A 21,219-nucleotide genomic window follows, 5' to 3' on the forward strand; every position below is an offset into this window, starting at 1 on the left:
TCATTCCAGTACCTCGACGGTGTGATGCTGGTTGGTGTAGATGCAGAGATCACCGGCGATCGCCAGCGATTTCCTGACGATGTCCTCGGGCTCCATGTCGGTGTTCCGCAGCAGCGCCAGGCCAGCCGACTGCGCGTAGGCACCGCCCGAACCGATCGCCGCCAGGCCGTGCTCGGGCTCCAGCACGTCGCCGTTGCCGGTCAGCACCAGCGTCGACTCCCGGTCCGCCACGATCAGCATGGCTTCCAGCCGGCGCAGCACGCGGTCGGTGCGCCAGTCGCGCGTCAGGTCCACCGCCGCCCGCAGCAGGTGCCCCTGGTGTTTTTCCAGCTTGCCCTCGAAACGCTCGATCAGCGTGAAGGCGTCGGCCGTGGCGCCGGCGAAGCCCGCCAGCACCGAATCCTTGTACAGGCGGCGCACCTTGCGAGCGCTGCCCTTCATGACGATGTTTCCCAGGGTGACCTGCCCGTCACCGCCCAGGGCAACGCGGTTGCCGCGGCGCACGCTGATGATGGTCGTGCCGTGGAATTGTTCCATTTGCTCTTCCTGATGGGCCCGCCGCCCGCGCGCCTGGGGCGCCGCGGCCGACGAGCGAAAACGACTTCTACGATAGTGGGGGCGCGAAAGTCCCGATTCAAGGCCGATCGGCCAAAAAAACGGCGCCAGAGGCGCCGTTCATCCGGATCGCGCGGACGATCGCGTCAGTCGCCGTACAGCTTCTGCCGCAGTTCGCGGCGCTGCTGCGCCTCCAGCGACAGCGTGGCCGTCGGCCGCGCCAGCAGCCGGGCAACGCCGATGGGTTCGCCGGTTTCCTCGCACCAGCCATACTCGCCCGAGTCGATGCTGGCCAGGGCCTGCTGGACCTTCTTCAGCAACTTGCGCTCGCGGTCCCGCGTGCGCAGTTCCAGCGCATGCTCTTCCTCGATGGTCGCGCGGTCGGCCGGGTCCGGCACGAAAGGCGTCTCGCGCAGATGCTCGGTGGTTTCACCCGCGTTCTGCAGCAACTCGCGCTCGATTTCCTGGAGCCGGTTCTTGAAAAAGGCCAGCTGCGCTTCGTTCATATAGTCGGCCTCGGGCATGGCCAACAACTCTTTTTCAGAGAGCACGGCCTCGGCCGGCTTGGTCATCACGTTTTCCAACGCGTCCTCCTGAGTGACTTTTAAGGTTTTGCTCGACGCTTTCGTTGCCATGAAAATGCTCCGCGCGAATCAATAAGGCTTTTCAATTCCCACACAGCACCGCATATTCCAATCGCTCCCGGCAAGCCGGGTATCCCACCATGGGCGCCGCGGATCCGGCTCCGCCGGTCCGCCAGCGCCGCCCCCTGGGGGGCGCGCGTCAGCGCGTAGGGGGGGACCTACACCAGACATTGCTCCAGGCCGTGCATGAAGACATCCCGGGGCAGGTTGCGGCCGATGAAGACCAGCTTGCTGCCGCGCTTTTCGCCCGGCGCCCAGGCCCGGCCGGCATCGGCGCCCATCAGCATGTGCACGCCCTGGAACAGCATCCGGCGATTCACGCCACTCATGTACAGAATACCCTTGTACCGCAATAAATCGGTTCCGTACACCTGCACCACGCCCCCCAGGAATTCCTCCAGGCGCATGGGGTCGAACGGCTTGTCCGACTTGAAGACGAAGGCGCCGATGGCGTCGTCGTGATGGTGGTGATGATGGCCGTGCCCATGGTGGTGGGCGGGGTCGTCGCAGCCGTCGACCGCGCACTGCTCGCCATGTTCGTGGGCGTGGTCGTGGCCATGGTCGTGCCCGTGGCCATGGTCGTGGTCATGCGCCGCGGCGTCGGGATGCTCTTCGGCCAGGAACTCCGGGTCGATGTCCAGGATGGCGTTCAGGTTGAAGCCATTGATGTCCAGGATTTCCTTCAGGTCGACTTCGCCGAAGTTGACCGGGGTGATCGTGGCGCGCGGATTGATGTGGACCAGGCGTGAACGCAGCGCCTGGTAGTCGGCGTCGGCGACCAGGTCCACCTTGGAAACCAGCAGGCGGTCGGCGAAGCCCACCTGGTTGAGCGCCTCGGGCTGCTCGTCCAGGGTCTGCATGCCGTGCTTGGCGTCCACCACGGTGATGACGGCATCCAGCCTGAAAAAGCTGGCCACCTCGTCTTCCATGAAGAAGGTCTGGCACACCGGGCCGGGGTTGGCCATGCCGGTGGTCTCGATGATGACTCGCTCGAAGTCCAGCGCGCCGGCGCGACGCTTGTCCTTCAGGTCGATCAGGATGCGCACCAGGTCGCCGCGTACCGTGCAGCACACGCAGCCGTTGTTCATCTCGATGATCTGTTCGTCGCGGTCCTGGATCAGGAGGTCGTTGTCCACGCCTTCCGGCCCGAACTCGTTCTCGATCACGGCGATCCGGCGGCCATGGTGCTCATTCAGGATCCGGTTCAGCAGCGTCGTCTTGCCCGCCCCCAGGAACCCCGTCAGGACAGTGACCGGAATCTGCTTCGGTGTTTTGTCCGCAGCCTTCATCTATACAGCTCCTTGCACATGCGTCTGCAGACGCGTCAATGCGTTTTGCGTTCGTCGCCGGCCTCGCGGCCGGCCTGGACACAGGCGGGACAGCGCCCGCGCACGACCATTTCCACATCGCGCCCTTCGAACCCGTCGGGCAGGCGATCGAGATTCTGCTGGATACCTACCGGTGCGTCGATACAGAACATGCGCCGGCAGACATCGCATTGAAAATGCCCATGCGGCTCGCCATGATGGTCATGCGCATGCGGCGTTCCCGCATCGTCGCCGGGCCTGGCCACGCTGAAGCGCCATACGCGGTCTTCCCCGGCGATGCGATGCGCGAGGCCGGTCTGCACCAGCCACTCCAGCACGCGGTACACGGTGACCCGGTCGACCGATACCGACGACCCGATGCGGTCGAACAGCTCCTGGTGCGACAGGGCGCTTGCCGCCTCCATCAGGGTCGCCAAGACATGCACCCGGGTCGCGGTGACTCGTGCGCCTTGGGCACGTATCGCCTCGCGGGCCAGATCCTCCACGCGTCGCTCCTTCCGTTCGGCCCGCCAAGCGGGGCCGGATTACAGCACAAGCCGCTTTGCCGGGGCAAACCCGGACTAACCCCCGGTCCGCCCCCAACGGCGCACGCTTTTCCCCTGGAGACGGCTCCTGGCAAAAAGCACCGGACGGTTTAACACGAATCCCCGCCGGTAAACGCGAGATATGGGGCCGCTTTGGGGGAATTCAAGCCCCGAGGCCGATTTTGGTAACCGTTTGCGACGAGAACGAGCGAATACGGCCCGAAACGGCCCATCCGGCCGGCCCTGGCACCGCCAAGGGCCTGGCGCCCCTGAAAGGAGCCTCGAACCGGTCCTAAACCCGCTGCAACAACAGTCCCTTCAGGTACTCGCCTTCGGGATGCGTCATCCGCATGGGATGGTCGATCCCGGCCGCCAACCGTTCCAGCAACACGAAATCCTGCCGCGCATCCACCGCGGCGCCGGCCACGATTTTCTGGAACAGATCCACGCTGATGGCGCCCGAACACGAAAAGGTCAGCAGGTAGCCTCCCGGCTTGACCAGCTTCATGCCCTTCAGGTTGACGTCCTTATAGGCGCGCGCCGCCTTGTCCACGTGGTGCGCGGATGGGGCGAACTTGGGCGGGTCCAGCACCACGATGTCGAACAGCCGCCCTTCGGCGGCCAGCGCCTTCTGCGCCTCGGCCACCTTGGAAATCCTGCACTCGAAGGCGGCTTCGGGCAGGCCGTTGCGGGCGGCATTGCGGGCGGCCATCGCCAGCGCGTCGGCCGATGAATCCACCGATACGGCGTGGGCCGCCCCCGCGCGCAGCGCCGCCAGCGAAAAGCCGCCGGTGTACGAGAAGCAATTGAGCACCGTGGCCCCGGGGCCGGCCAGCGCGGCCAGCTCCGCCACCCGGCGGCGGCTTTCGCGCTGGTCCAGGTAGAAACCGGTCTTGTGGCCGTGGACCACGTCCACGCCATAACGCACGCCATCCTCGACGATCTCAACCTCGGCGGGCGGCTCCGCTCCCCGGAGCACGCCAGTGCGGGGGGCCAGGCCCTCGCGCTCCCGCGCGGCGGCGTCGGAGCGTTCATACACGTTGGCGCAGCCCGTGGCGGCCACCAGCGCATCGACCAGGGCTTCGCGCCAGCGTTCGACCCCGGCGGCCAGGAACTGGACCACCAGTTGGCCGGCGTAGCGGTCTGCCACGAAACCCGGCAGGGCGTCGGCTTCGCCGAACACCAGCCGGGCCGCGTCGGTGCGGCCGGCCAGCGCGGCGCGGCGGGCCACGGCGTCGGCCACCCGGGCGGCCATCCAGCCGGCATCGACCGGTTCGTCCTCGCGGAAGGTCCAGCAGCGCACGCGTATCTGCGAATCGGGGCTGTAGGCGCCCCAGGCCAGGAAATTGCCGCGGCTGTCGACCACGCGCACGGTATCGCCGGCCTGCGGCCGGCCGGCGGCCTGCGCCACGGCGGTGGCATAGACCCAGGGGTGGCGCCGCAGCAAGGACTTCTCCTTGCCGGGCTTGAGCACGACGTCGTTCATCGGGACTTCTTCAAGGCGGGGGAATGGGGCCGGATGGCCGACCGCCATGGTACCGCCGCCGGGCGCGAGGCCCAAATCGGCTCACGACGCCGCGCTCGCTCCCGGCAACCCGGCGCCGATCAGAGGCATGGCCAAACGCGGCGGCTTGCGATGGGGGTGACGCAACGGCTCAGGCCAGGCCGGCATAGGCCGGCTTGCCGGCATAGACATCGTCGGGCCGTGCGGCCAGCATGGCCTCCAGCCGCGCGCGCAGGCCGGCATACCGGGGCTCGTGGAAGACGTTGCGCGTCTCCAGCGGATCGGCTTGCAAGTCGTACATCTCGCCGTCGCCGCTGCGCATCTCCATCGTCAGCTTGGCGTTTGCCGTTCGCGCCGCGCGCAACAGCAGCGGCACTCCCCTGCGGCCCGCGCCCAGGTCCCATTCGCACAAGGCGTACTCGCGGCGGCCCTGCCCTTCGATCAGGCCGCGCAGCGTCGCGCCATGCATGGGCGCCGGCGCCGGCACCCCGCCATAGTCGAGCAGCGTGGCGGCGACGTCGAGCGTGGAGACCGGGTCGGCCACGACCCTGCCCGCCGGAATGCCGGGCCCCCTGGCGATCATGCCGACGCGCATCAGGCCGTCGTACAGCATCGGTCCCTTCTGCAACAGTCCGTGATCCCCGAGCCATTCGCCATGGTCGGAAGTAAAGACGACCAGCGTGTCGCCGGCCAGGCCCAGCTCCGAGACGAGCGCCTCGATGCGGCCCACCTGATGATCGATGAGCGAGATCATGCCGTAGTAGTTGGCGATGATGTGCCGGAGCTGGGCATCGGACGGCGGCTCGTTCGCCGGCCGGATGCGCAGGCCCCTCAGATCCTCGTTGCCCACGGTCGACACGCCTTCCAGGTAGGCGCGATGCCACCAGGGCTTGTCCTCCAGGCGGCGTGTCCGCACCCGCGGCAGATCGACGTCCGACGGCGCGTGGAGCCTGGACCAGGGCTCCGGACAATCGAAGGGGTGGTGGGGATCCGGGAACGACGCCCAGACGACGAACGGCCGGTCGTGATTGCGCCGGATGAATTCCAGGGTCCTGTCGCCGATCCAGGTCGAGTTGTGCCACGCCACCGGCAGCGCGGAATAATGCGTCTCCCAGGCGCCGCCGGTCGAGGGCCCCAGGTCCCGGGAGTACAGCGCATTGCGTTCCACGCCCCGGCCGTCGCCGTAGTACCAGCGCGAATAATGCTGCCCGGCCGGCGGCTCGAAAGGGGGGTGGTTGTTGTGCCCCTCCACGATCAGCTCCACATGCTCGAATCCCATGTAGGGGCCGTGCCAGTCGGCACCGAAGTTCGCCTGGCTGTAGCGGCACTCCGGGCTGCCCGTGGGCGCGAAGGTCAGATGCGAGGCGAAGTGGGCCTTGCCGATGAATCCGGTGCGGTAGCCGGCGCCCGACAGCGCCGCGGCGAATCCCCGCTCCCCCATCCCGGACGGCAGGTCGATGCCGTTATCGCTCACGCCATGTGTCATCGGCAGGAGCCCCGTCAGGATCGACGCGCGTGCCGGCTGGCAGACCACGCTGGGCGTCACGCAGTGGGCAAAGCGGGTCCCGTGCCGCGCCATGTCGTCCAGGTGCGGCGTGCTGACGCGCCGGCCTTCGAAACCGTAGCAGTCTCCGCGGTGCTGGTCCGACGTGATGAAGATGATGTTCATGCGCTCGCTTCCACTCATTTCTTCAGGGTGTCCAGGACCTGGTCCCGTTCGGCCGCGATGCGGCGGGCGAACTCGGCCGGCGAACACGAGGTCGCGACGATGCCCGCGTCCGCCAGTTGCCGCGACACCTCGGGCATCGCCAGCACCCGCGCGACCTCGGCATGAAGCCTGGCCTGCACGTCCGCCGGCAGGCCCGCCGGCGCCAGCAGGCCGAACCAGGCCTCGAACGTGTAGCCGGGCAGCGTCTCGGCCACGGCCGGCACGTCGGGCATGAAGTCCAGCCGCCTGGCCGAGGTCACCCCCAAGGCCTGCATGCGGCCAGCCTTGCGTTGCTGCTCGGCCGGCCCCGGGGCGAGCAGCATGGTGTCGATGTTGCCGGCCATGATGTCGTTCATGGCCTGTGGCCCGGCCCGATAGGGGACGTGCATCATGCCGATGCCCGCGGCCTTCTGCAGCAGGGCCATGCCGACATAGTGGACAGAGGCGTCGCCGGCCGAACCGAAGCGCAGCTTGCCCGGGCTGCGGCGGGCGGCGTCGAGCAGGCCGTCCAGCGACCGCAGCCCGGACGCCGGACTCGCCACCACCACCATGGGCAGGGTCGCGAGCAGGGAGATGGGCGTGAAATCCCGCCGGACGTCGTAGGGCAGGTCCGGCATCAGCGCGGGCACGATCGTCAAGGCGTTCTCGCTGGTCGCCAGCAAGGTATAGCCGTCAGGCCTGGCGCGCGCCACCGCGCTCGCGCCTATGCTGGCGTTCGCCCCTGGCCGGTTCTCGATCACGACCGAGGTGCCCAGCCCCTTGGCGAGCTGATTGCCGACGATGCGCGAGACCGAATCCAGCGCGCCTCCCGGCGCCGAGGACACGACGATCGTGATCGAACGCGAAGGATAGGTCGACGCCTGTGGCGCGGAACATGCCAGGCAAAGGAACCAGGCGCCAGCCAACTTGGATACCATGGATGCATTCATCGCCGTGTCTCCCGGGATTCGATCGAAGTTCTTTGCCAGGAATGATCGTCGCTTCCCGGGCGGCAGGCCAATCGCGATTTCGCCTCGGGCCATACTCATCCGGATATGGCGCCTTGGCGCTCCCCCGGAGAAGCACTCATGCTCAGAGAGGACTGGTATCTTCGCGACCGCCTCAAGCTCAGGCACCTCCAGATACTGGTGACGCTCGCGTCGGCGCGCAACCTGAGCCAGGCCGCCAGGCTGCTGCACACCACGCAGCCCGCGCTGTCCAAGGCCCTCGGCGAGCTGGAAAGGATGCTGGGCGTAAGCCTGTTCGAGCGCCTGCCCAAGGGCCTGGCCCCGACCATGCACTGCCTGGGCATCGTCGAGCGCGCCCGAGAGGTACTGGGCTCGCTGGGCCGGATGCGCGAGGACCTGGACGCGGTCGATACGGGCGTCGCCGGCGTCCTCAACATCGGGGCGAACACCTCCGCCACCGCCCTGCTGCTGCCGCACATCATCCTGCGGATCAAGTCGCTGCTGCCCGGCCTGACCGTCCGGGTACACGATGGCGCTTTCGAGGATTTGATGGCGGGCCTGCGCGCCAACCGGCTCGATTTCCTGCTCGGGCGCTTCCATTCCGCCGAGTACCTGGACAACGTGGAGAACATCGGACTCTTCAACGTCCGCATGGTCGCCGTCTGCGCCAACGGCCACCCCATCCTGAAGCGGCGCCGCATCACCCTCGCGCAGCTCGCACAATGGCCGTGGATACTGCCGCCCGGCGACGGCATCACCCGGCGTGGCCTGGAGCTGATCTTCATGGAGGCTGGCGGCAATCCTCCTCGTTTCGGCGTCGAGTGCGCCTCGGTGCTGGCCAACATGGTCATCATGCAGAACAGCCACGCCATGGCGGTGGCCGCCCTGCCCACCGCTTCGCTATTCGCGTCCTCGGGGCAGTTGTCCATCGTCCCGGTGACGCTGCCTCCGGTGTTCGGCCGCATTTCGCTGCTGCACCTGCGCGACCGCCCCCTGCACGCCAGGGACAAATTGTTCATGGACTGCGTGCAAAGCGTGTCGGCGCAACTGGGCGAAAGCTATCTGACTATCTGAAACAGCCGGCCCTACTCATCCTTCTTCCCGGGGTCCTTGCGGACCGCCCGGGGATGCGCCTTGTCGTACACCTTGGCCAGGTGCTGGAAATCCAGTCTCGTGTAGATCTGGGTCGTCGAGATGCTGGCATGGCCCAGCATCTCCTGCACCGCGCGCAGGTCCTCGGCCGACTGCAGCAGGTGGCTGGCGAAACTGTGCCGCAGCACGTGCGGATGCACGTGGGTGGGCACGCCCGCGGCCTGGCCCCGCCTGGCCAGCTGGGCCTGGACCACCCGGGCCGAGATGCGGCGGCCCCTCAGTCCCACGAAAAGCGCGTGGGCGTCGCCGTTCGCGGCCAATACGGGGCGAGCGCCCAGCCAGGCGCGCAGGGCCTTGCTGGCCTGGCGGCCGACCGGCACGATGCGGCGCTTGCTGCCCTTGCCCAGCACACTGACCTCGGCCTCGGCCAGGTCCAGCCAGCTGGACGATTCATAGCCGGGTTCGCGCGCGTAGGCCGTATCCAGGCCGACCAGTTCCGACAGGCGCAGGCCGCTGGAATAGAACAGTTCGAACATGGCGGTGTCGCGCAATTCGACGGCGTGCCGCTGCTCGGCGTTCTGGCCGGTGGCCTCGGCGGCGACAGCCGGCTTGTGATCGAGCAAGGCCTGCGTCTGGTCGACCGACAAGGCCTTGGGCAGGCCGCGCGGCGCCTTGGGGCCGCGCACGCCCGCGGCCGGATTGCCGGGCATCCCCACGCGCGGCGCCCACCACTGGTAGAAACCGCGCCAGCTGGCCAGCAGCCGGGCGAGGCTGCGGGGGCCCATGCCCTGCGCGTGCAACTGCCCCAGATAGCGGCGCACGTGGCCCTGCGACAGGCGTTCCAACGGCACGTCATCGGCCAGTTCGACCAGATGGGCGAGATCCCGCCGGTAGGCGGCCAGGGTATGAGGGGAATAGCGGCGGCCCGAAGCCAGGTGTTCGAGCCATTCCAGCATGGGCCGGGCAAGCGCCGGCCCCGTGGCCTCACCGGGATGGGGATCGTCGGCCACGGCGGCGCATCAGGCGCGCGGCGCCTCGGTCACCAGGCGCGACAGCGAGGCGCTGGCCAACTCCCCTATCCGCGTCAGGAAGGTCGTGCCCATCGAGGGCGTGAAGCGCTCGGCATCGGGCGACGCCAGCACCAGCAGCCCGAAAGCCTCGGGAGCGATGCCCACGCGCAGTGGGATCAAGGCCAGCGAACGCACTTCGCGTTCCAGCCAGCCGGAGGCTTCGAAACCCGAGTTGGGACCGCAATACGGCGACATCAATCCGTTGGTGAACGTGCGGGCGTCGGCCGAGACTTCGCCGCGCCAGGCAGCTTCGGCGTCGCCCGGGGCCGTCTCGGCCCAGATGCGCAGCGCCACGTCGGGCACGCTGAATATCTCGCCCAGGCCGCCGGCGACCGCCGCGGGCAGTGCCAGCGGATCGCGCTCCTTGAGCAGGCTGCGGCTCCACAACAGCAGCCGGTCGGAAATATGTTCGTTCTCGGACGCGGCGCGCACCAGTTCCGACACCCGCAGTTCCATGCCGCGCACGCGCTCGCGCAGCGCCAGCACCTGGCGCTCGGCCAGCGAGACCGCCTTGCCCTCGTGGGGATGGGGCACCCTCATGGTGGAGAACAGCTCCGCGTGCCGTTCGAAGAAATCCGTGTTGTCCTTGAGATACTGCGCGACTTCGTTGGCGTCCATGTATGTTCCGGAATTCATTGTTGATATAGGGGCGCGCGAAGCGCGCAGGGGTGGGCTTTCTCCAGCCCCTTCTACCCCAGCAGACGATCGACGTCGACGGTGCCTTCGAACACGGTCACGGCCGGGCCGGTCATCAGCAATTGCTCGCCGTCCCAGGCGATGGTCAGCACGCCGCCCCGCGTCTGTACGCGCACCGGCGATTCCAGCAACCCGCGACGGATGCCCGCCGCCACCGCCGCGCAGGCGCCGGTGCCGCAGGCCAGCGTTTCCCCCGCGCCGCGCTCATAGACGCGCAGCCGGATATTGTGGCGATCGACGACCTGCATGAACCCGGCATTGACCCGCCGGGGAAAGCGCGGATGGCTCTCGACCCGCGGGCCGACGGAAGCCACCGGCGCCGCGTCGACGTCGTCGACCACCTGCACCGCGTGCGGATTGGAGATACCGACGGCGGACACCCAGACGATGCGTCCGGATTCGCCCGGCGCCGACACGTCCAGCGGCCAGACGTCGTCCGAGCCTTCGCGCCGGGATGTCAGGCCCGCCGGATCGAACGGCACGGCGGCCGGATCGAAGCTGGTGCGGCCCATGTCGACGCGGACCTCGCCATCGTCCTGTTCGTTCAGCACGATGATGCCGGTGCAGATCTCGGCGCGCACGGGATTGCGATCGGTCAGCCCCTGCTCGTGGACGAAGCGCACGAAGCAGCGGGCGCCATTGCCGCAATGCTCGACCTCGCCGCCATCGGCGTTGAAGATGCGGTAGCGGAAATCGGCATCGGAGCGGGTGGGACGCTCGACCAGCAGGATCTGGTCGGCCCCGATCCCGAACTGCCGATGGGCGAGCTTGCGCGCCCGCTCGGGAGTGAGTCGGATATCTTGGCGCACGCCGTCCAGGACGACGAAATCGTTGCCGGCGCCATGCATTTTGGTGAAGTGCCAGGTCATCCCGGGATTATAGTCCCCGCCCAGGCGCGACGCGCCGCGGGAAGCGGAGCTTGGTATTCTGGCGACTGGCCGGTCTACTGGAACTTGCAATGGCTCGTATCGTCCCCGACGGTTGGCGGGAAATCAACGCCACCGGCGCCGCCCGCCGGGAAATCGAAACCCTGGCCACGCTCGAACGCGGCCTGCCCGATTCCTACACGGTCTATCACGCCGTCCACTGGACCAATGTGGAGCACGGCTTCTCGGTCTATGGCGACATCGATTTCGCCATCGTCAACGCCGCCGGCGACCTGCTGCTGATCGAGCAGGTCAGCGGATTCCTGGAGGAAACCGTCGACGGGCTCTGCAAGAAATACCCCAGCCACAGCACCAACGTGCCGATCCAGATCGCCCGCCAGCTGGCGGTACTGCGCGGCCGGCTGGCCAGGCGCCCGCACCTGGACGCCATCCGCGTCGAATACCTGCTGTACTGCCCGGATTACTCGGTGCGACACCCCGAAACCGCCGGGCTGTCGTCCGAGCGCATCGTCGATGCCGCCGAACGCGACCGCCTGTGCGCGGTCATCCAGCTCGCCCTGCCGCAAGCGCCCGCGACCCAGGCCGCGCCGGCCGTGCGGCGCTTCCTGGACGACGTCATCCAGCTCGAACCCGACGCCAATGCCCTGGTGGGGCAGGCACGGGCGCTGGTCACCCGCATCTCGGGCGGCCTGGCGCACTGGGCGCGGCGGCTGGAATTCGAACCGTTCCGGCTGCGGGTGATCGGCACGGCCGGGTCGGGCAAGACCCAGCTCGCCCATGCCGAATTCCGCGCGGCGATCGATGCCGGGCGCCGGCCGCTGTACGTCTGCTTCAACCGGCCGCTGGCCGATCATTTCAACGGCATCGCGCCCGAAGGCGGCCTGGCCTGCACCTTCCACACCTTGTGCGACAAGGTGCTGCACGCCGCCGGGCAGCCGGTCGACTTTTCCGGCCCCGACGCCTTCACCACCCTGGTGGCGCGCGCCGCGCGCGAAGCCGTGCCCGACCACCTGCGCTTCGACACCATCATCATCGACGAAGGCCAGGACTTCTCCGACGAATGGCGCGACCAGATCCTGCGCCATGCGCGCGAACACGCGCGCATGGTCTGGCTGGAGGACCCCATGCAGAACCTGTACGGCAAGCCCGCCGTGCACCTGCCGGGCTGGGTCACGCTGCGCGCGCAAAGCAATTACCGCAGCCCGCGCAGCATCGTGAAGCTGCTGGACCGCCTGTTGCCCGACGACCAGCACATCGAGCCGCGCGGCCCGATTGCCGCCGGCGGGCTGGGCGTGCTGGTCTACGACAACGAGGCCGAACTGCTGGCGCACACCAAGAAGGCCATCTCGCAATGCCTGGCCGCCGGCTTCAAGCGCGCCGACATCGCGGTGGTCAGCTTCCGGGGACGGGAAAGCTCGGCCGTGCTGGGCCAGACCCAACTGGGTCCGCATGCCATGCGCACCTTCACGGGCCGCTACGACCTGTTCGGCAAGCCGGAATTCTCGGAAGGCGAGGTCCTGATGGAATCGGTCTACCGTTTCAAGGGCCAGGCCGCGCCCGCCGTCGTCTTCACCGAAGTCGACTTCGACCACCTGGACGAGCGGACGGCGCGCAAGATCTTCGTGGGCGCCACACGCGCCATGCTGCGGCTGGAACTGGTCGTATCGCGGCATGCGATGGAACATGGCCTGGGCGCGATACTGGAGAGCGCGTCCTAGGCGCGGGACGGCCGCGGCGGCATCAGTCCACCGTCGCGCCCGACGCCCTCACCACCGCCCCCAGCTTGGCGATCTCGCTGCGGATGAAGCGCCCGAATTCCTCGGGCGTGTCGCCCACCGGCTGCATGACCTGGGCCAGCAGCTTCGCCTTGACCTCCTTGTCCTGCAAGGCAAGGGCGATCTTGCGCGACAGCGCATCGAGGATGGGCCGCGGTGTTCCCGCGGGCGCGACCAACCCCAGCCAGCCGACGAACTCGTAGCCGGGCAGCGTCTCGGCCACGGTGGGAATATCCGGCATCGATTCGAAGCGCTTGGCGCTGGTCACGGCCAGGGCCCGCAGCTTGCCCGACTCCACGTGCGGCATGACGACGGGAATGCTCTCGAAATCGACGCCGACCTGGCCGGCCAGCAAGGCGGCCACGGCGGGGGCGCTGCCGCGATATGGGACGTGCGTCATGCGGGTGTCGGCCAGGCTGTTGAACAACTCTCCGGCGATGTGCATCGAAGTGCCATTGCCGGCCGAACCCCGGTTCACCTTGCCCGGATGCTGGCGGACATAGGCCAGGAACTCCGTCATGTCGGACACCGGAACGGTGGCCGGATTGATGGCCAGCACCAGCGGATAGGTGACGGCCAGGGAAATCGGCGCGAAGTCCTTCAGCGCGTCGTAGCCGAGCTTGCGATAGAGCGCCGGATTGATGCCGTGCGTGCTGACCGTGCCCATCAACAGCGTATAGCCGTCGGCATCCGCCCGCGCCACGGTCTCGGCGGCGATGACGCCGCCGCCCCCTCCCCGGTTCTCCACGATGAAGGGCACGCCCATGCTTTGCGACAGCTTGTCCCCCAGCAGCCGGGCGACCAGGTCGGTGGGCCCGCCTGGCGCGGCGCCGACGACGATGCGCACGAGTTTGGAGGGATAGCCGTTCTGGGCCGCCGCCGGACCGGCAAGCATGGCGGCCGACGTGAACACGATGAAACGGAGCAAGGCATGCATGGGATGTCTCCTCGTTGTCGGAATGGCGGCTGCCGCCGCCTGGGCGATGCCCGCGGGCCCGCCTAGGCGGACGCGACCACGCGGCCGTGGATGATGTGGCGGTTGAAGATCCATGAGTCGTAGCGCTTGCGCGTGTCGTTGAGCGCGGAATGCGCGAGGTGCCAGTCCAGCGCCGCCTGGTCCTTCCATTCCTCGAACAGGAAGACGCGGTCATCCATCGGCGCCGACGGCGTGACGATCTTGAACTGCAGGCAGCCCGCTTCCTTGAGCGAGTTGGCGGCATGCGTCCGCATGACCGCGAGGAATTCCTCGCGATGCTCGGGCTTGATGGAGAACTCGACGATCAGCGATATGGCTTGCATGGTGTCTTTCCGTTTCATGTGTTTGAAAGAAGGATTCAGGCCGTGATGGCCGCCTCCAGCGTCCGGCAGCGATCGACGGCGATGCGCACCACCTCGTCCGGATCGCGCTCCCACCAATCGGTGGAGAAAATCTCGACTTCATACGGGCCGGCGTAGCCGTTGCGCGCCAGGCAGGCCAGCAGCCCCGCCAGGTCGGCGGCGCCGTCACCCATCATGGCGCGGTCGTTGACCGGATGGCGGGTGGGCACGCGCCAGTCGCACAACTGCACGGTGGCGATGTGGGGCAGGCAATGCGGCGCGAGGCTGTCGTACAGGTCGGGATCCCACCACGTGTGGAATACGTCGAGCACGACGCCACAACCCGGGCCGGCTTCCTGGCACAGACGCAGGGCCTGCGCCAGCGTGTTCACACAGCCCCGCTCGGCCGCGTGCATGGGGTGGAAGGGCTCGATGCCCAGCGTCACGCCCGCCTGGGCCCCCAGCGGCGCGGCCTCGCGCAGCAGGTCCCGCACTTCCGCCCGGGCCCGTTCCAGGCCCGCCGCCGCCCCGCCGCCGCAGACGAACACGACGGCGCCGGCGCCGATCTCGGCTGCCTCGTCGATGGCCCGCCGGCAATCCGCCAGCGCCGCGCCCGGCCCGCGTCCGCGCAGCAGGGCCAGATCCCCCGCCTTGCACAGCGACGGCACCCAGGCATCCGCGTCGCGCAACAGCCGGCGGGCCCGGGCCACGCCGCACTCGGCCAGCTTGTCGCGCCAGACGCCGATGCCGCGCACGCCGTGGCGCGCGTAGCCGGCAATGGCCTCTTCCAGCGACCAGGCGGGCGTGGTGATCTGGTTGATGGCCAGCCGCTCCCGCATCATGCGCGTCTCCCTACGATGCCAGGCGCCATCACCGCGGCCGCAAGGCATCGATGTTGCGCACCTCGGCCACCTTGCGCACGTACTCCTCGGGCGGAGCCTGGTACAGCAGCTTGCGGCTGACGTGAACGCCGGTCATCTCTTTCATGGCCACGACCATCTCCGTCGCCTTGACCAGCAGCCGGTAGCAGTCCAGCAGCGGCACGCCGTCGACCTCGAAGATGCCGCGCTGGGCCAGCAGCGTGGCGGACGGCCCGGCCGGGATCACCACTTCGGCGCCCCGCTCGATGGAACGGCGCGACGCCGCCAGGATCTGCTCCACGCAATCGTCGCCGGCGCGCGTGTCGGTGAACACGGAATCGAAGCCGCGGATGTTCGAGAACTCGATGTACTCGACCGAGGCCAGCCGGTCGCGCAGCCCGTAGCCGATGGGGATCTCCCGATAGCGGGGCACCATCTTCTCGTTGGGCACGACCAGGCCGAAGCGCTCGCCCATGGTGCAGGCATGGAAGCAGCAGACCTCCATGAACGAAACCACGGGAATATCGAGGATCTCGCGCAGCTCGACCAGCGCGGGATCCAGCGAGTTGGCCAGCACGAACGCGTCGTAGCCGCCCTGCTGGCGGATGGCCAGCGCGTTATCGATGATCTCGCGCACGTCGTAGTTCCAGAACAGGCGGAACTGGTCACCCAGCGCGCCCTGCTGGGTGCCGCGCACTTCCACCTTGGTTCCCGGCAACGCGGCGCCGTCGCACAGCGCCTGGGTGGCACGCAGGAAGTTCGCCATGCCGGTCTCGGACGAGACGAGCTGATACCAGATACGCATTACAGCCTCCTTGGTTGGGTGGACACGGATGCGCCATGCCCATGCAAAAGATGTTGCGCGGCGTCCAGCCGCAGGTCGGTACCCAGTTCGCGGCTCAGGTCGCGCACCTTCTCGAGCAGTTGCAGGCCTTCGCCGTTGCGCGCCAGCCTCGGCAGGCCGTCGGGTCCTGCTCCCTCGGCCCACAGGGTGAGCGGCTGCAGCGTGAACACGGGCGGACCGGCGCGGTCGCAGGTCAGGCGGACGAACAGGGCTTCCCAGGCCGAACGCCTGCGGTAGAAACCGGCGTTGTCGCGCCGCGCGCGGTAGACATCGGCCAGCGGCTGGTCGCGCATCGCGTACGCGTCGAAGAAGTCCGCGGGCTGGGTGGGAAACAGATAAGGCTGGAACACGAAGGCGCCGATGCCATGGAAAATGGGCCGGCCGCGATACAGTTCCACCCCCCGTACGCCGTGCGCGCCGTGGCCGATGACGGTATCGGCCCCCGCGTCGATCGCGCGGCGGGCCATCTCCATCGCGAAGTCCGGCGGCGTGTCGGGCCGGCGGTCGTACTCGTGCGTGTGCATGCTCAGCAGCACCCAGTCGGCGTCGCGCCGCGCCGCGCGCACCGCCGCCTCGATGTCGGCCGCGTCATCGGGCGCGGCCCAGGACTCCACGCCGAAATCCTCGCCGCGCACGAAGCGCGCGCCCAGCAGCGACAGCGCCGGCCCGCGTTCATCGTCGTAGGCGCGCGCCAGCGGGTGTTCGCGATGATGGCCCGCGGGCAGGCGCTCCAGGATGCGTTCGAGCGCGGCATAGGCCTCAGCGTCGACGCGGTAGCGCGTGCCGAAGCGCAGCGGCGAAACGCCGGGCCGGCCCGGCGCATCCTCGCGCGATCGCCCGGCCCGCGCGTGGTCGAGATGGCTGGACGAGACAGCCAGCACGGCCACGCGGCCGCCCGGGGTCTCGACCACGGCGTGACGCCGGGCCCGCTCCAGGTCGGCGCCCGTGCCGGCGTGAGGAATACCCAGCTCCCTGAGCGTTTCCTCGGTCTGGCGCAGGCCCTCGGCGCCGTAGTCGCCGGCATGGTTGTTGGCCGTGGACGCCACGTTGACGCCCAGCCAGGCCACGTCCCCGGCCAGCGCCGCGGGCGCCCCGGCCCACGCGCCAGGCGCCTGGGCGGCCGCCGCCGTCGGACGGCGCAGCAACTGGACCTCCAGATTGGCGAAGCGCACGTCGCACGCGCGCAGGGCCTGGACCGCCGCGGCAAAGCCGGGATCGGTCTCGCCGCGCAGCGGCTTGCCCAGGTAGAGGTCGCCCACGGCGCCTATCGTGACCGTCCGCGCCCCTGACGCCGGTTCGATGGAGGACATGGCGTCACTCGGCCCGGATGTTGGCGGTCTTCACGACCTTGGCGACACGCGCGCGCTCACGCGCGATGAAGTCGGCGAACTGTTGGCGCGTGCCCGGCGACGGCGTCGCGCCCAGGTCCACCAGCCGCTGCTTCACCGCCGCCTCGTCCACGACCTCGCGCAGCACCGTGTTCAGCCTGTCCAGCACCGCCGGCGGCGTGGACGCGGGCGCGGCCAGTCCGTACCACACCGACTCCTCGTAGCCGGGCACCCCCGCCTCGGCCGCGGTCGGCACGTCGGGCAGCAGATCCATGCGGCTGGCGCGCGCGATCGCCAGCGCGCGCAGCTTGCCGCCCTTGATGTGCGACATGGATTCGACCGTGTTCAGCGGCATGAACGAGATACGCCCGCCCAGCATGTCGGACAGCGCGGGCGCGGCGCCCTTGTAGGGCACGTGCAGGACCTCGATGCCCGCCACCTGCTTCAGCGATTCGCCCGCCAGGTGGGCCGAGCTGCCTATGCCCGGCGACGCGTAGGTCAGTTCCCCGGGCCTGGCGCGGGCCCGGGCCAGCAATTCGCCCAGCGTCTTGAACGGCGAGGCCGCCGGTACCGCCACCACCAGCGGCGCGGAGGCGATCATGCCCACCGGCGCGAAGTCGCGCTGTCCGTCGAACGGCAGGTCGGCGAACAGGCTGTTATTGGTGGCGATGGAGTTGGCCACCAGCAGCAGGGTGTAGCCGTCGGCCGCCGCGCGCGCCACGGCCTGCATGCCGATGTTGGAGCTGCCGCCGGGCTTGTTCTCGACGATGAAGGGCTGCCCCAGCCGTTCCGCCATCCGCTGCCCCACCAGCCGCGCGACCGCGTCGGTCGCGCCTCCCGGCGCATAGGGCACGACGATGGTGACCGGATGCGCCGGCCAGGTCCCGGCCGCCGCGTGGGCGGCCCCCGCCGTCGCCAAGACGACAAGGCCCGCCATGGAGTATCGGATCATGCTTGTCTCCTCCATTTATTAAACCAACGTTTGAATTATTAGTGGCGATTATAGGCTGCCGTCGCCCCCTCGCCACCGGGGTTAACCCTGGCATGAACGGATCGGAAAGCATGCGCCCGGCACGACAAACGCGCCACACGCCGGCGCACGCCGGAGGAGGCGATCGAACAACGCGAAGGGCAAGGCGCGGCGCGTGGAACCGCGCCGGAACGCTAGTCGGCCAGCAGTCCGGCCAGGAAGAAACGCACCATCCGATCGACCATCTCGTCGGGCTGGTGGTGGACGTGCGCACGCTGCGCGGAGGCGGAGGCGAAGGCGGCCGGCGGACGCTCCATGCGCTCCCAGCCGCCCATGGCATAGATGATGCCGCCCACCATCAGGTTGTAGCGCCAGATGACTTCTTCCAGCGGGAGCCTGGGCAGGAAGTGCTTGAGCGCCAGGATGAAACGGCTGCGCACGGGCTCGTAGTAGGTCTGCAGGAACTCGTTCTCGCCCGGCATGGCGAAGGCGCGCGACAGGAACTGCATGACCACCAGCGCCGAATTGTTACTGCGGGCGTTGATCGCCGCGGTCAGTTTCATGGGAGGCTCGACGAAGGCGCGCACCACCGCCTCGAGCGTCGGCGCGCCTCCGGCCAGCGCCGCGTCCAGCAGCGCCAGCCGTTCATCGTTCAGCGGTACGACACGGCGCCGGAACATTTCCTCGAACAACTGGGACTTGCCGCCGAAGTGGTAGGTGATGGCGGCCAGGTTGACGCCCGCCGCCTCGCTGATGGCGCGCACCGACAAGGCTTCGAACCCTTCCGCCGCGCAGATGCGCTCGGCCACGTCGAGGATGGTGGTGCGCGTTTCCTCTCCCGCCGCGTTCTGCGAGCCACGGGGCCGGACGCGCGTGGCGGGCGGGGCGGACACGGCTGAAGCGGATTTGCGGGTCATGAATGAAGGGCCGTAGCGGGAACGAGTCTGGATTGTACGTCGGAAGCGTTGACCGTCTTATTTTGCCTCGCCTATAATTTAAACGAACGTATGTATTTATGGAGAAGGAAGTGCCCAATCCCATCCTGACCTGCGCCATCACGGGCGGGGACGACACGGCCGGCCGATTTCCGGCGGTTCCGGTCACTCCGCGCCAGATCGCGGAGTCGGCCATCGAGGCCTGCCGCGCGGGAGCGGCCATCGCCCATATCCACGTGCGCGACCCGGCCACCGGTAAACCCTCGCTGGACCCCGCGCTCTACCGCGAGGTGGCCGAACGCGTGCGCGACAGCGGCTCGCCCGTCATCCTGAACCTGACCACCGGCGCGGGGGCGCGCTTCCTGCCCGACGCGTCTTCGCCGAACACGGCCGCCCCTGGCTCCAACCTGCGGCCGCCGGCCGAACGCTGCGCCCACATCCTGGAACTGCGGCCGGAGATCTGCACCCTGGACATGGGTTCGCTCAACTTCGGCAAGGGGACGCTCATCAACGTACCCGACCACATCGAGGCCATCGCCGCCGTGATCCGCGAAGCCGGCTCCAAGACCGAACTGGAGATCTTCGACACCGGCCACATCGCGCTGGCACGGCACCTGATCGATCGCGGCGCGATCGAGCCCGAGCCGCTATGGCAACTGGTGCTGGGCGTGCCGTGGGGCGCGCCCGCCAACAGCGAGACCATGATGCACCTGCGCGGCCAGTTGCCGCCGGGCGCGCGCTGGGCGGCGTTCGGCATCGGCCGCCAGGAATTTCCCATGCTGGCCCAGGCCGCGTTGCTGGGCGGCCACGTCCGGGTGGGGCTGGAAGACAACCTGTACCTGTCGCAAGGCGTGCAGGCGCGGAGCAACGCGGAGCTGGTCCGGCGCGCGGTCGAGATCCTGCATGCGCTCGACATGGCGCCCGCCTCGCCCGACGAGGCGCGGCGCGTGATCGGACTGCCGCCACGATGACCGCGGAAGCTCCGCCGCGCGTGGCGCTGGCGCAGGTGCGGCCAGGCCCCGACCTGGACCGCAACCTCGACGATCTGGCGGACATGGCCATGCGGGCGCGCCGCGACGGCGCGCAATGGCTGCTGCTGCCCGAGTATGCCGCCATGCTGCACGGCAGCGGGCAAGCCATGCGGGCCGCGGCCGACCGGGCCGGCGAGGTCGAGGCGGCGGTGCGCGGCCTCGCGCGGGACCTGGGCATGTGGGTGCTGCTGGGCTCCCTGGTGGTTCCCGACGGGCCACGACGCATGGTCAACCGCAGCCTGCTGTTCGATGCCGAGGGCAGGCTGGCCGCCCGCTACGACAAGCTGCACCTGTTCGATGCCACCCTGCCCGATGGCCGGACGATACGCGAATCGTCCGCCTACGCCGCCGGCGACGAGGCGGTGGCGGTCGACACGCCCTGGGGGCGTGTGGGGCTTTCCATCTGCTACGACCTGCGGTTTCCCGGCCTGTACCGCGCGCTGGCGCGGGCCGGCGCGCGCATCCTCGTGGTCCCCGCCGCCTTCGCCCGCGCCACCGGCGCGGCCCACTGGCATGCCTTGTTGCGTGCCCGCGCGATCGAAAACGGCGCTTTCGTGCTGGCGCCCGCCACCTGCGGCGACAGCCCCGGTGGCCGGGCCAGTTACGGCCATAGCCTGGCGCTGGGCCCCTGGGGCGACACGCTGGGTGAACTGGGCGACGAACCCGGCTGCCTGGTCGTGCCGCTGGACCTGGCGGCCGTGGACCGGGTCCGCGCGCAGCTGCCCGGCCTGGCCCACGAACGCGCGTTCAACCTGCGGCTCATCGGCCCCTCTTCATCTTTCCCTTCCGACGGAATGCCCCATGACACAACCGCATGAACAGCGCTCGCCCGCCAGGCCGAGCCAGCCCGCCGACCTCCGCTCGCGCTATGTCGACGCGGCGGCCATGGCCTGGCATCCGACGGATTTCCCCGGCATAGACATGAAGATCCTCTACGCCGATGCCGACAGCGGCATGTCGACCATCCTGTTCCGGATGGCGCCCGGCTCGGTCGTGCCCCTGCATGAGCACACGGCGCTGGAGCAGACCTACATCCTGACCGGACGCCTGGTGGACGACGAAGGCGAGGTGGGCCCCGGGGGCTTCGTCTGGCGGCCGGGCGGCAACATCCATATCGCCCGCGCCCCGGAAGGCGCGACCTTCCTGTCGGTCTTCATGAAGCCCAACCGCTTCTTCGGCGGGGCGAAGTTCTTCACCGGCTGAA

22 protein-coding genes are annotated in these 21,219 nt (G+C 68.8%); 5 read left to right on the plus strand and 17 right to left on the minus strand.

The annotated features are described in order from the left end of the window. From hslV to AC1Q6E_RS07100, 7 genes are all read right to left on the minus strand, one after another. Positions 1 to 537, minus strand: a complete 537-nt coding sequence (gene hslV, locus AC1Q6E_RS07070) for an ATP-dependent protease subunit HslV (RefSeq protein WP_152793673.1) — start codon at positions 535 to 537, stop codon at positions 1 to 3. A 164-nt stretch (positions 538 to 701) separates the two neighbouring features. Next, positions 702 to 1,127 carry an RNA polymerase-binding protein DksA gene (gene dksA / locus AC1Q6E_RS07075; RefSeq protein WP_492572457.1) on the minus strand — a complete coding sequence of 142 codons (426 nt, stop codon included), beginning with the start codon at positions 1,125 to 1,127 and terminating at the stop codon, positions 702 to 704. A 230-nt stretch (positions 1,128 to 1,357) separates the two neighbouring features. Further along, a complete protein-coding gene (locus AC1Q6E_RS07080; RefSeq protein WP_152793675.1) occupies positions 1,358 to 2,488 on the minus strand; it encodes a CobW family GTP-binding protein in 1,131 nt (376 codons plus the stop codon). Between the two features lie 35 nt (positions 2,489 to 2,523). Then, positions 2,524 to 3,012, minus strand: a complete 489-nt coding sequence (locus AC1Q6E_RS07085; RefSeq protein WP_296555253.1) for a Fur family transcriptional regulator — start codon at positions 3,010 to 3,012, stop codon at positions 2,524 to 2,526. 331 nt (positions 3,013 to 3,343) lie between these two features. Beyond that, positions 3,344 to 4,537, minus strand: coding sequence for a class I SAM-dependent rRNA methyltransferase (locus tag AC1Q6E_RS07090; RefSeq protein ID WP_152793676.1), 1,194 nt, complete (start codon positions 4,535 to 4,537; stop codon positions 3,344 to 3,346). A 169-nt stretch (positions 4,538 to 4,706) separates the two neighbouring features. Next, positions 4,707 to 6,224, minus strand: a complete 1,518-nt coding sequence (locus tag AC1Q6E_RS07095; RefSeq protein WP_296555219.1) for a sulfatase-like hydrolase/transferase — start codon at positions 6,222 to 6,224, stop codon at positions 4,707 to 4,709. Between the two features lie 14 nt (positions 6,225 to 6,238). Further along, complete coding sequence (locus AC1Q6E_RS07100; RefSeq protein ID WP_296555218.1) at positions 6,239 to 7,192, minus strand: Bug family tripartite tricarboxylate transporter substrate binding protein; 954 nt, start codon at positions 7,190 to 7,192, stop codon at positions 6,239 to 6,241. Positions 7,193 to 7,330: 138 nt separating this feature from the next. On the opposite strand from AC1Q6E_RS07100, the gene AC1Q6E_RS07105 reads away from it, so the two are divergent. Then, positions 7,331 to 8,284 (plus strand): LysR substrate-binding domain-containing protein, encoded by a 954-nt coding sequence (locus tag AC1Q6E_RS07105; RefSeq protein WP_296555217.1) that lies wholly within the window; start codon positions 7,331 to 7,333, stop codon positions 8,282 to 8,284. Positions 8,285 to 8,295: 11 nt separating this feature from the next. On the opposite strand, the gene xerC is transcribed toward AC1Q6E_RS07105, so the two are convergent. The 3 genes from xerC to dapF all read right to left on the minus strand — a co-directional run bounded on the left by xerC (position 8,296) and on the right by dapF (position 10,937). Continuing rightward, the gene (gene xerC, locus AC1Q6E_RS07110; RefSeq protein WP_492572509.1) at positions 8,296 to 9,258 is read right to left on the minus strand and encodes a tyrosine recombinase XerC; all 963 of its coding nucleotides are present in this window, start codon (positions 9,256 to 9,258) and stop codon (positions 8,296 to 8,298) included. Positions 9,259 to 9,321: 63 nt separating this feature from the next. Then, positions 9,322 to 9,990: a DUF484 family protein gene (locus tag AC1Q6E_RS07115; RefSeq protein WP_296555216.1), complete on the minus strand. Its 669-nt coding sequence runs from the start codon at positions 9,988 to 9,990 to the stop codon at positions 9,322 to 9,324. A gap of 71 nt (positions 9,991 to 10,061) precedes the next feature. Beyond that, a complete protein-coding gene (gene dapF / locus AC1Q6E_RS07120; protein WP_152793681.1) occupies positions 10,062 to 10,937 on the minus strand; it encodes a diaminopimelate epimerase in 876 nt (291 codons plus the stop codon). 89 nt (positions 10,938 to 11,026) lie between these two features. On the opposite strand from dapF, the gene AC1Q6E_RS07125 reads away from it, so the two are divergent. After that, on the plus strand, positions 11,027 to 12,673 hold the full coding sequence (locus AC1Q6E_RS07125; RefSeq protein ID WP_152793682.1) for a DEAD/DEAH box helicase: 1,647 nt from the start codon (positions 11,027 to 11,029) through the stop codon (positions 12,671 to 12,673). A 22-nt stretch (positions 12,674 to 12,695) separates the two neighbouring features. Here the strand turns inward: AC1Q6E_RS07125 and AC1Q6E_RS07130 are convergent, their stop codons facing one another. The 7 genes from AC1Q6E_RS07130 to AC1Q6E_RS07160 form a co-directional block, all read right to left on the minus strand. After that, complete coding sequence (locus tag AC1Q6E_RS07130) at positions 12,696 to 13,667, minus strand: Bug family tripartite tricarboxylate transporter substrate binding protein (RefSeq protein ID WP_492572458.1); 972 nt, start codon at positions 13,665 to 13,667, stop codon at positions 12,696 to 12,698. A 62-nt stretch (positions 13,668 to 13,729) separates the two neighbouring features. After that, on the minus strand, positions 13,730 to 14,029 hold the full coding sequence (locus tag AC1Q6E_RS07135; RefSeq protein ID WP_492572459.1) for a putative quinol monooxygenase: 300 nt from the start codon (positions 14,027 to 14,029) through the stop codon (positions 13,730 to 13,732). Positions 14,030 to 14,064: 35 nt separating this feature from the next. Next, the gene (locus AC1Q6E_RS07140) at positions 14,065 to 14,889 is read right to left on the minus strand and encodes a sugar phosphate isomerase/epimerase family protein (RefSeq protein ID WP_492572460.1); all 825 of its coding nucleotides are present in this window, start codon (positions 14,887 to 14,889) and stop codon (positions 14,065 to 14,067) included. A 28-nt stretch (positions 14,890 to 14,917) separates the two neighbouring features. Next, a complete protein-coding gene (locus AC1Q6E_RS07145) occupies positions 14,918 to 15,712 on the minus strand; it encodes an aspartate/glutamate racemase family protein (protein WP_152793686.1) in 795 nt (264 codons plus the stop codon). Continuing rightward, positions 15,712 to 17,061, minus strand: a complete 1,350-nt coding sequence (locus AC1Q6E_RS07150) for a CapA family protein (RefSeq protein WP_492572461.1) — start codon at positions 17,059 to 17,061, stop codon at positions 15,712 to 15,714. Before AC1Q6E_RS07150 ends, AC1Q6E_RS07145 begins: the two co-directional genes overlap by 1 nt. A 4-nt stretch (positions 17,062 to 17,065) precedes the next feature. Then, entirely contained in the window at positions 17,066 to 18,031 is a 966-nt protein-coding gene (locus tag AC1Q6E_RS07155) for a tripartite tricarboxylate transporter substrate binding protein (protein WP_492572462.1), read from the minus strand. A 212-nt stretch (positions 18,032 to 18,243) separates the two neighbouring features. Beyond that, complete coding sequence (locus AC1Q6E_RS07160; protein WP_296555426.1) at positions 18,244 to 18,966, minus strand: TetR/AcrR family transcriptional regulator; 723 nt, start codon at positions 18,964 to 18,966, stop codon at positions 18,244 to 18,246. A 98-nt stretch (positions 18,967 to 19,064) separates the two neighbouring features. Between AC1Q6E_RS07160 and AC1Q6E_RS07165 the strand changes: the two genes are divergently transcribed. Genes AC1Q6E_RS07165 through AC1Q6E_RS07175 form a run of 3 tightly spaced genes read left to right on the plus strand, consistent with a single transcriptional unit; the run spans position 19,065 to position 21,218 of the window. Then, entirely contained in the window at positions 19,065 to 19,955 is an 891-nt protein-coding gene (locus AC1Q6E_RS07165) for a beta-keto acid cleavage family enzyme (protein ID WP_152793689.1), read from the plus strand. Continuing rightward, positions 19,952 to 20,833: a carbon-nitrogen hydrolase family protein gene (locus tag AC1Q6E_RS07170; RefSeq protein WP_152793690.1), complete on the plus strand. Its 882-nt coding sequence runs from the start codon at positions 19,952 to 19,954 to the stop codon at positions 20,831 to 20,833. The genes AC1Q6E_RS07165 and AC1Q6E_RS07170 overlap by 4 nt, the downstream gene beginning before the upstream one ends. Then, on the plus strand, positions 20,817 to 21,218 hold the full coding sequence (locus AC1Q6E_RS07175) for a cupin domain-containing protein (RefSeq protein ID WP_152793691.1): 402 nt from the start codon (positions 20,817 to 20,819) through the stop codon (positions 21,216 to 21,218). Before AC1Q6E_RS07170 ends, AC1Q6E_RS07175 begins: the two co-directional genes overlap by 17 nt. Position 21,219: the final 1 nt, after the last annotated feature.

Source organism: Pigmentiphaga sp. MLSB6-MA01 (genome assembly GCF_058793475.1).

Coding starts and splice junctions, on each gene's coding strand:
- AC1Q6E_RS07145 (WP_152793686.1), bottom strand. CDS start 15,712: ATGCGTATCTGGTATCAGCTCGTCTCGTCCGAGACCGGCATGGCGAAC.
- AC1Q6E_RS07150 (WP_492572461.1), bottom strand. CDS start 17,061: ATGTCCTCCATCGAACCGGCGTCAGGGGCGCGGACGGTCACGATAGGC.
- AC1Q6E_RS07115 (WP_296555216.1), bottom strand. CDS start 9,990: ATGGACGCCAACGAAGTCGCGCAGTATCTCAAGGACAACACGGATTTC.
- AC1Q6E_RS07165 (WP_152793689.1), top strand. CDS start 19,065: ATGGAGAAGGAAGTGCCCAATCCCATCCTGACCTGCGCCATCACGGGC.
- AC1Q6E_RS07135 (WP_492572459.1), bottom strand. CDS start 14,029: ATGCAAGCCATATCGCTGATCGTCGAGTTCTCCATCAAGCCCGAGCAT.
- AC1Q6E_RS07100 (WP_296555218.1), bottom strand. CDS start 7,192: ATGAATGCATCCATGGTATCCAAGTTGGCTGGCGCCTGGTTCCTTTGC.
- dksA (WP_492572457.1), bottom strand. CDS start 1,127: ATGACCAAGCCGGCCGAGGCCGTGCTCTCTGAAAAAGAGTTGTTGGCC.
- hslV (WP_152793673.1), bottom strand. CDS start 537: ATGGAACAATTCCACGGCACGACCATCATCAGCGTGCGCCGCGGCAAC.
- dapF (WP_152793681.1), bottom strand. CDS start 10,937: ATGACCTGGCACTTCACCAAAATGCATGGCGCCGGCAACGATTTCGTC.
- AC1Q6E_RS07080 (WP_152793675.1), bottom strand. CDS start 2,488: ATGAAGGCTGCGGACAAAACACCGAAGCAGATTCCGGTCACTGTCCTG.
- AC1Q6E_RS07130 (WP_492572458.1), bottom strand. CDS start 13,667: ATGCATGCCTTGCTCCGTTTCATCGTGTTCACGTCGGCCGCCATGCTT.
- AC1Q6E_RS07105 (WP_296555217.1), top strand. CDS start 7,331: ATGCTCAGAGAGGACTGGTATCTTCGCGACCGCCTCAAGCTCAGGCAC.
- AC1Q6E_RS07175 (WP_152793691.1), top strand. CDS start 20,817: ATGACACAACCGCATGAACAGCGCTCGCCCGCCAGGCCGAGCCAGCCC.
- AC1Q6E_RS07125 (WP_152793682.1), top strand. CDS start 11,027: ATGGCTCGTATCGTCCCCGACGGTTGGCGGGAAATCAACGCCACCGGC.
- AC1Q6E_RS07090 (WP_152793676.1), bottom strand. CDS start 4,537: ATGAACGACGTCGTGCTCAAGCCCGGCAAGGAGAAGTCCTTGCTGCGG.
- AC1Q6E_RS07095 (WP_296555219.1), bottom strand. CDS start 6,224: ATGAACATCATCTTCATCACGTCGGACCAGCACCGCGGAGACTGCTAC.
- AC1Q6E_RS07170 (WP_152793690.1), top strand. CDS start 19,952: ATGACCGCGGAAGCTCCGCCGCGCGTGGCGCTGGCGCAGGTGCGGCCA.
- AC1Q6E_RS07140 (WP_492572460.1), bottom strand. CDS start 14,889: ATGATGCGGGAGCGGCTGGCCATCAACCAGATCACCACGCCCGCCTGG.
- xerC (WP_492572509.1), bottom strand. CDS start 9,258: ATGCTGGAATGGCTCGAACACCTGGCTTCGGGCCGCCGCTATTCCCCT.
- AC1Q6E_RS07160 (WP_296555426.1), bottom strand. CDS start 18,966: ATGACCCGCAAATCCGCTTCAGCCGTGTCCGCCCCGCCCGCCACGCGC.
- AC1Q6E_RS07155 (WP_492572462.1), bottom strand. CDS start 18,031: ATGATCCGATACTCCATGGCGGGCCTTGTCGTCTTGGCGACGGCGGGG.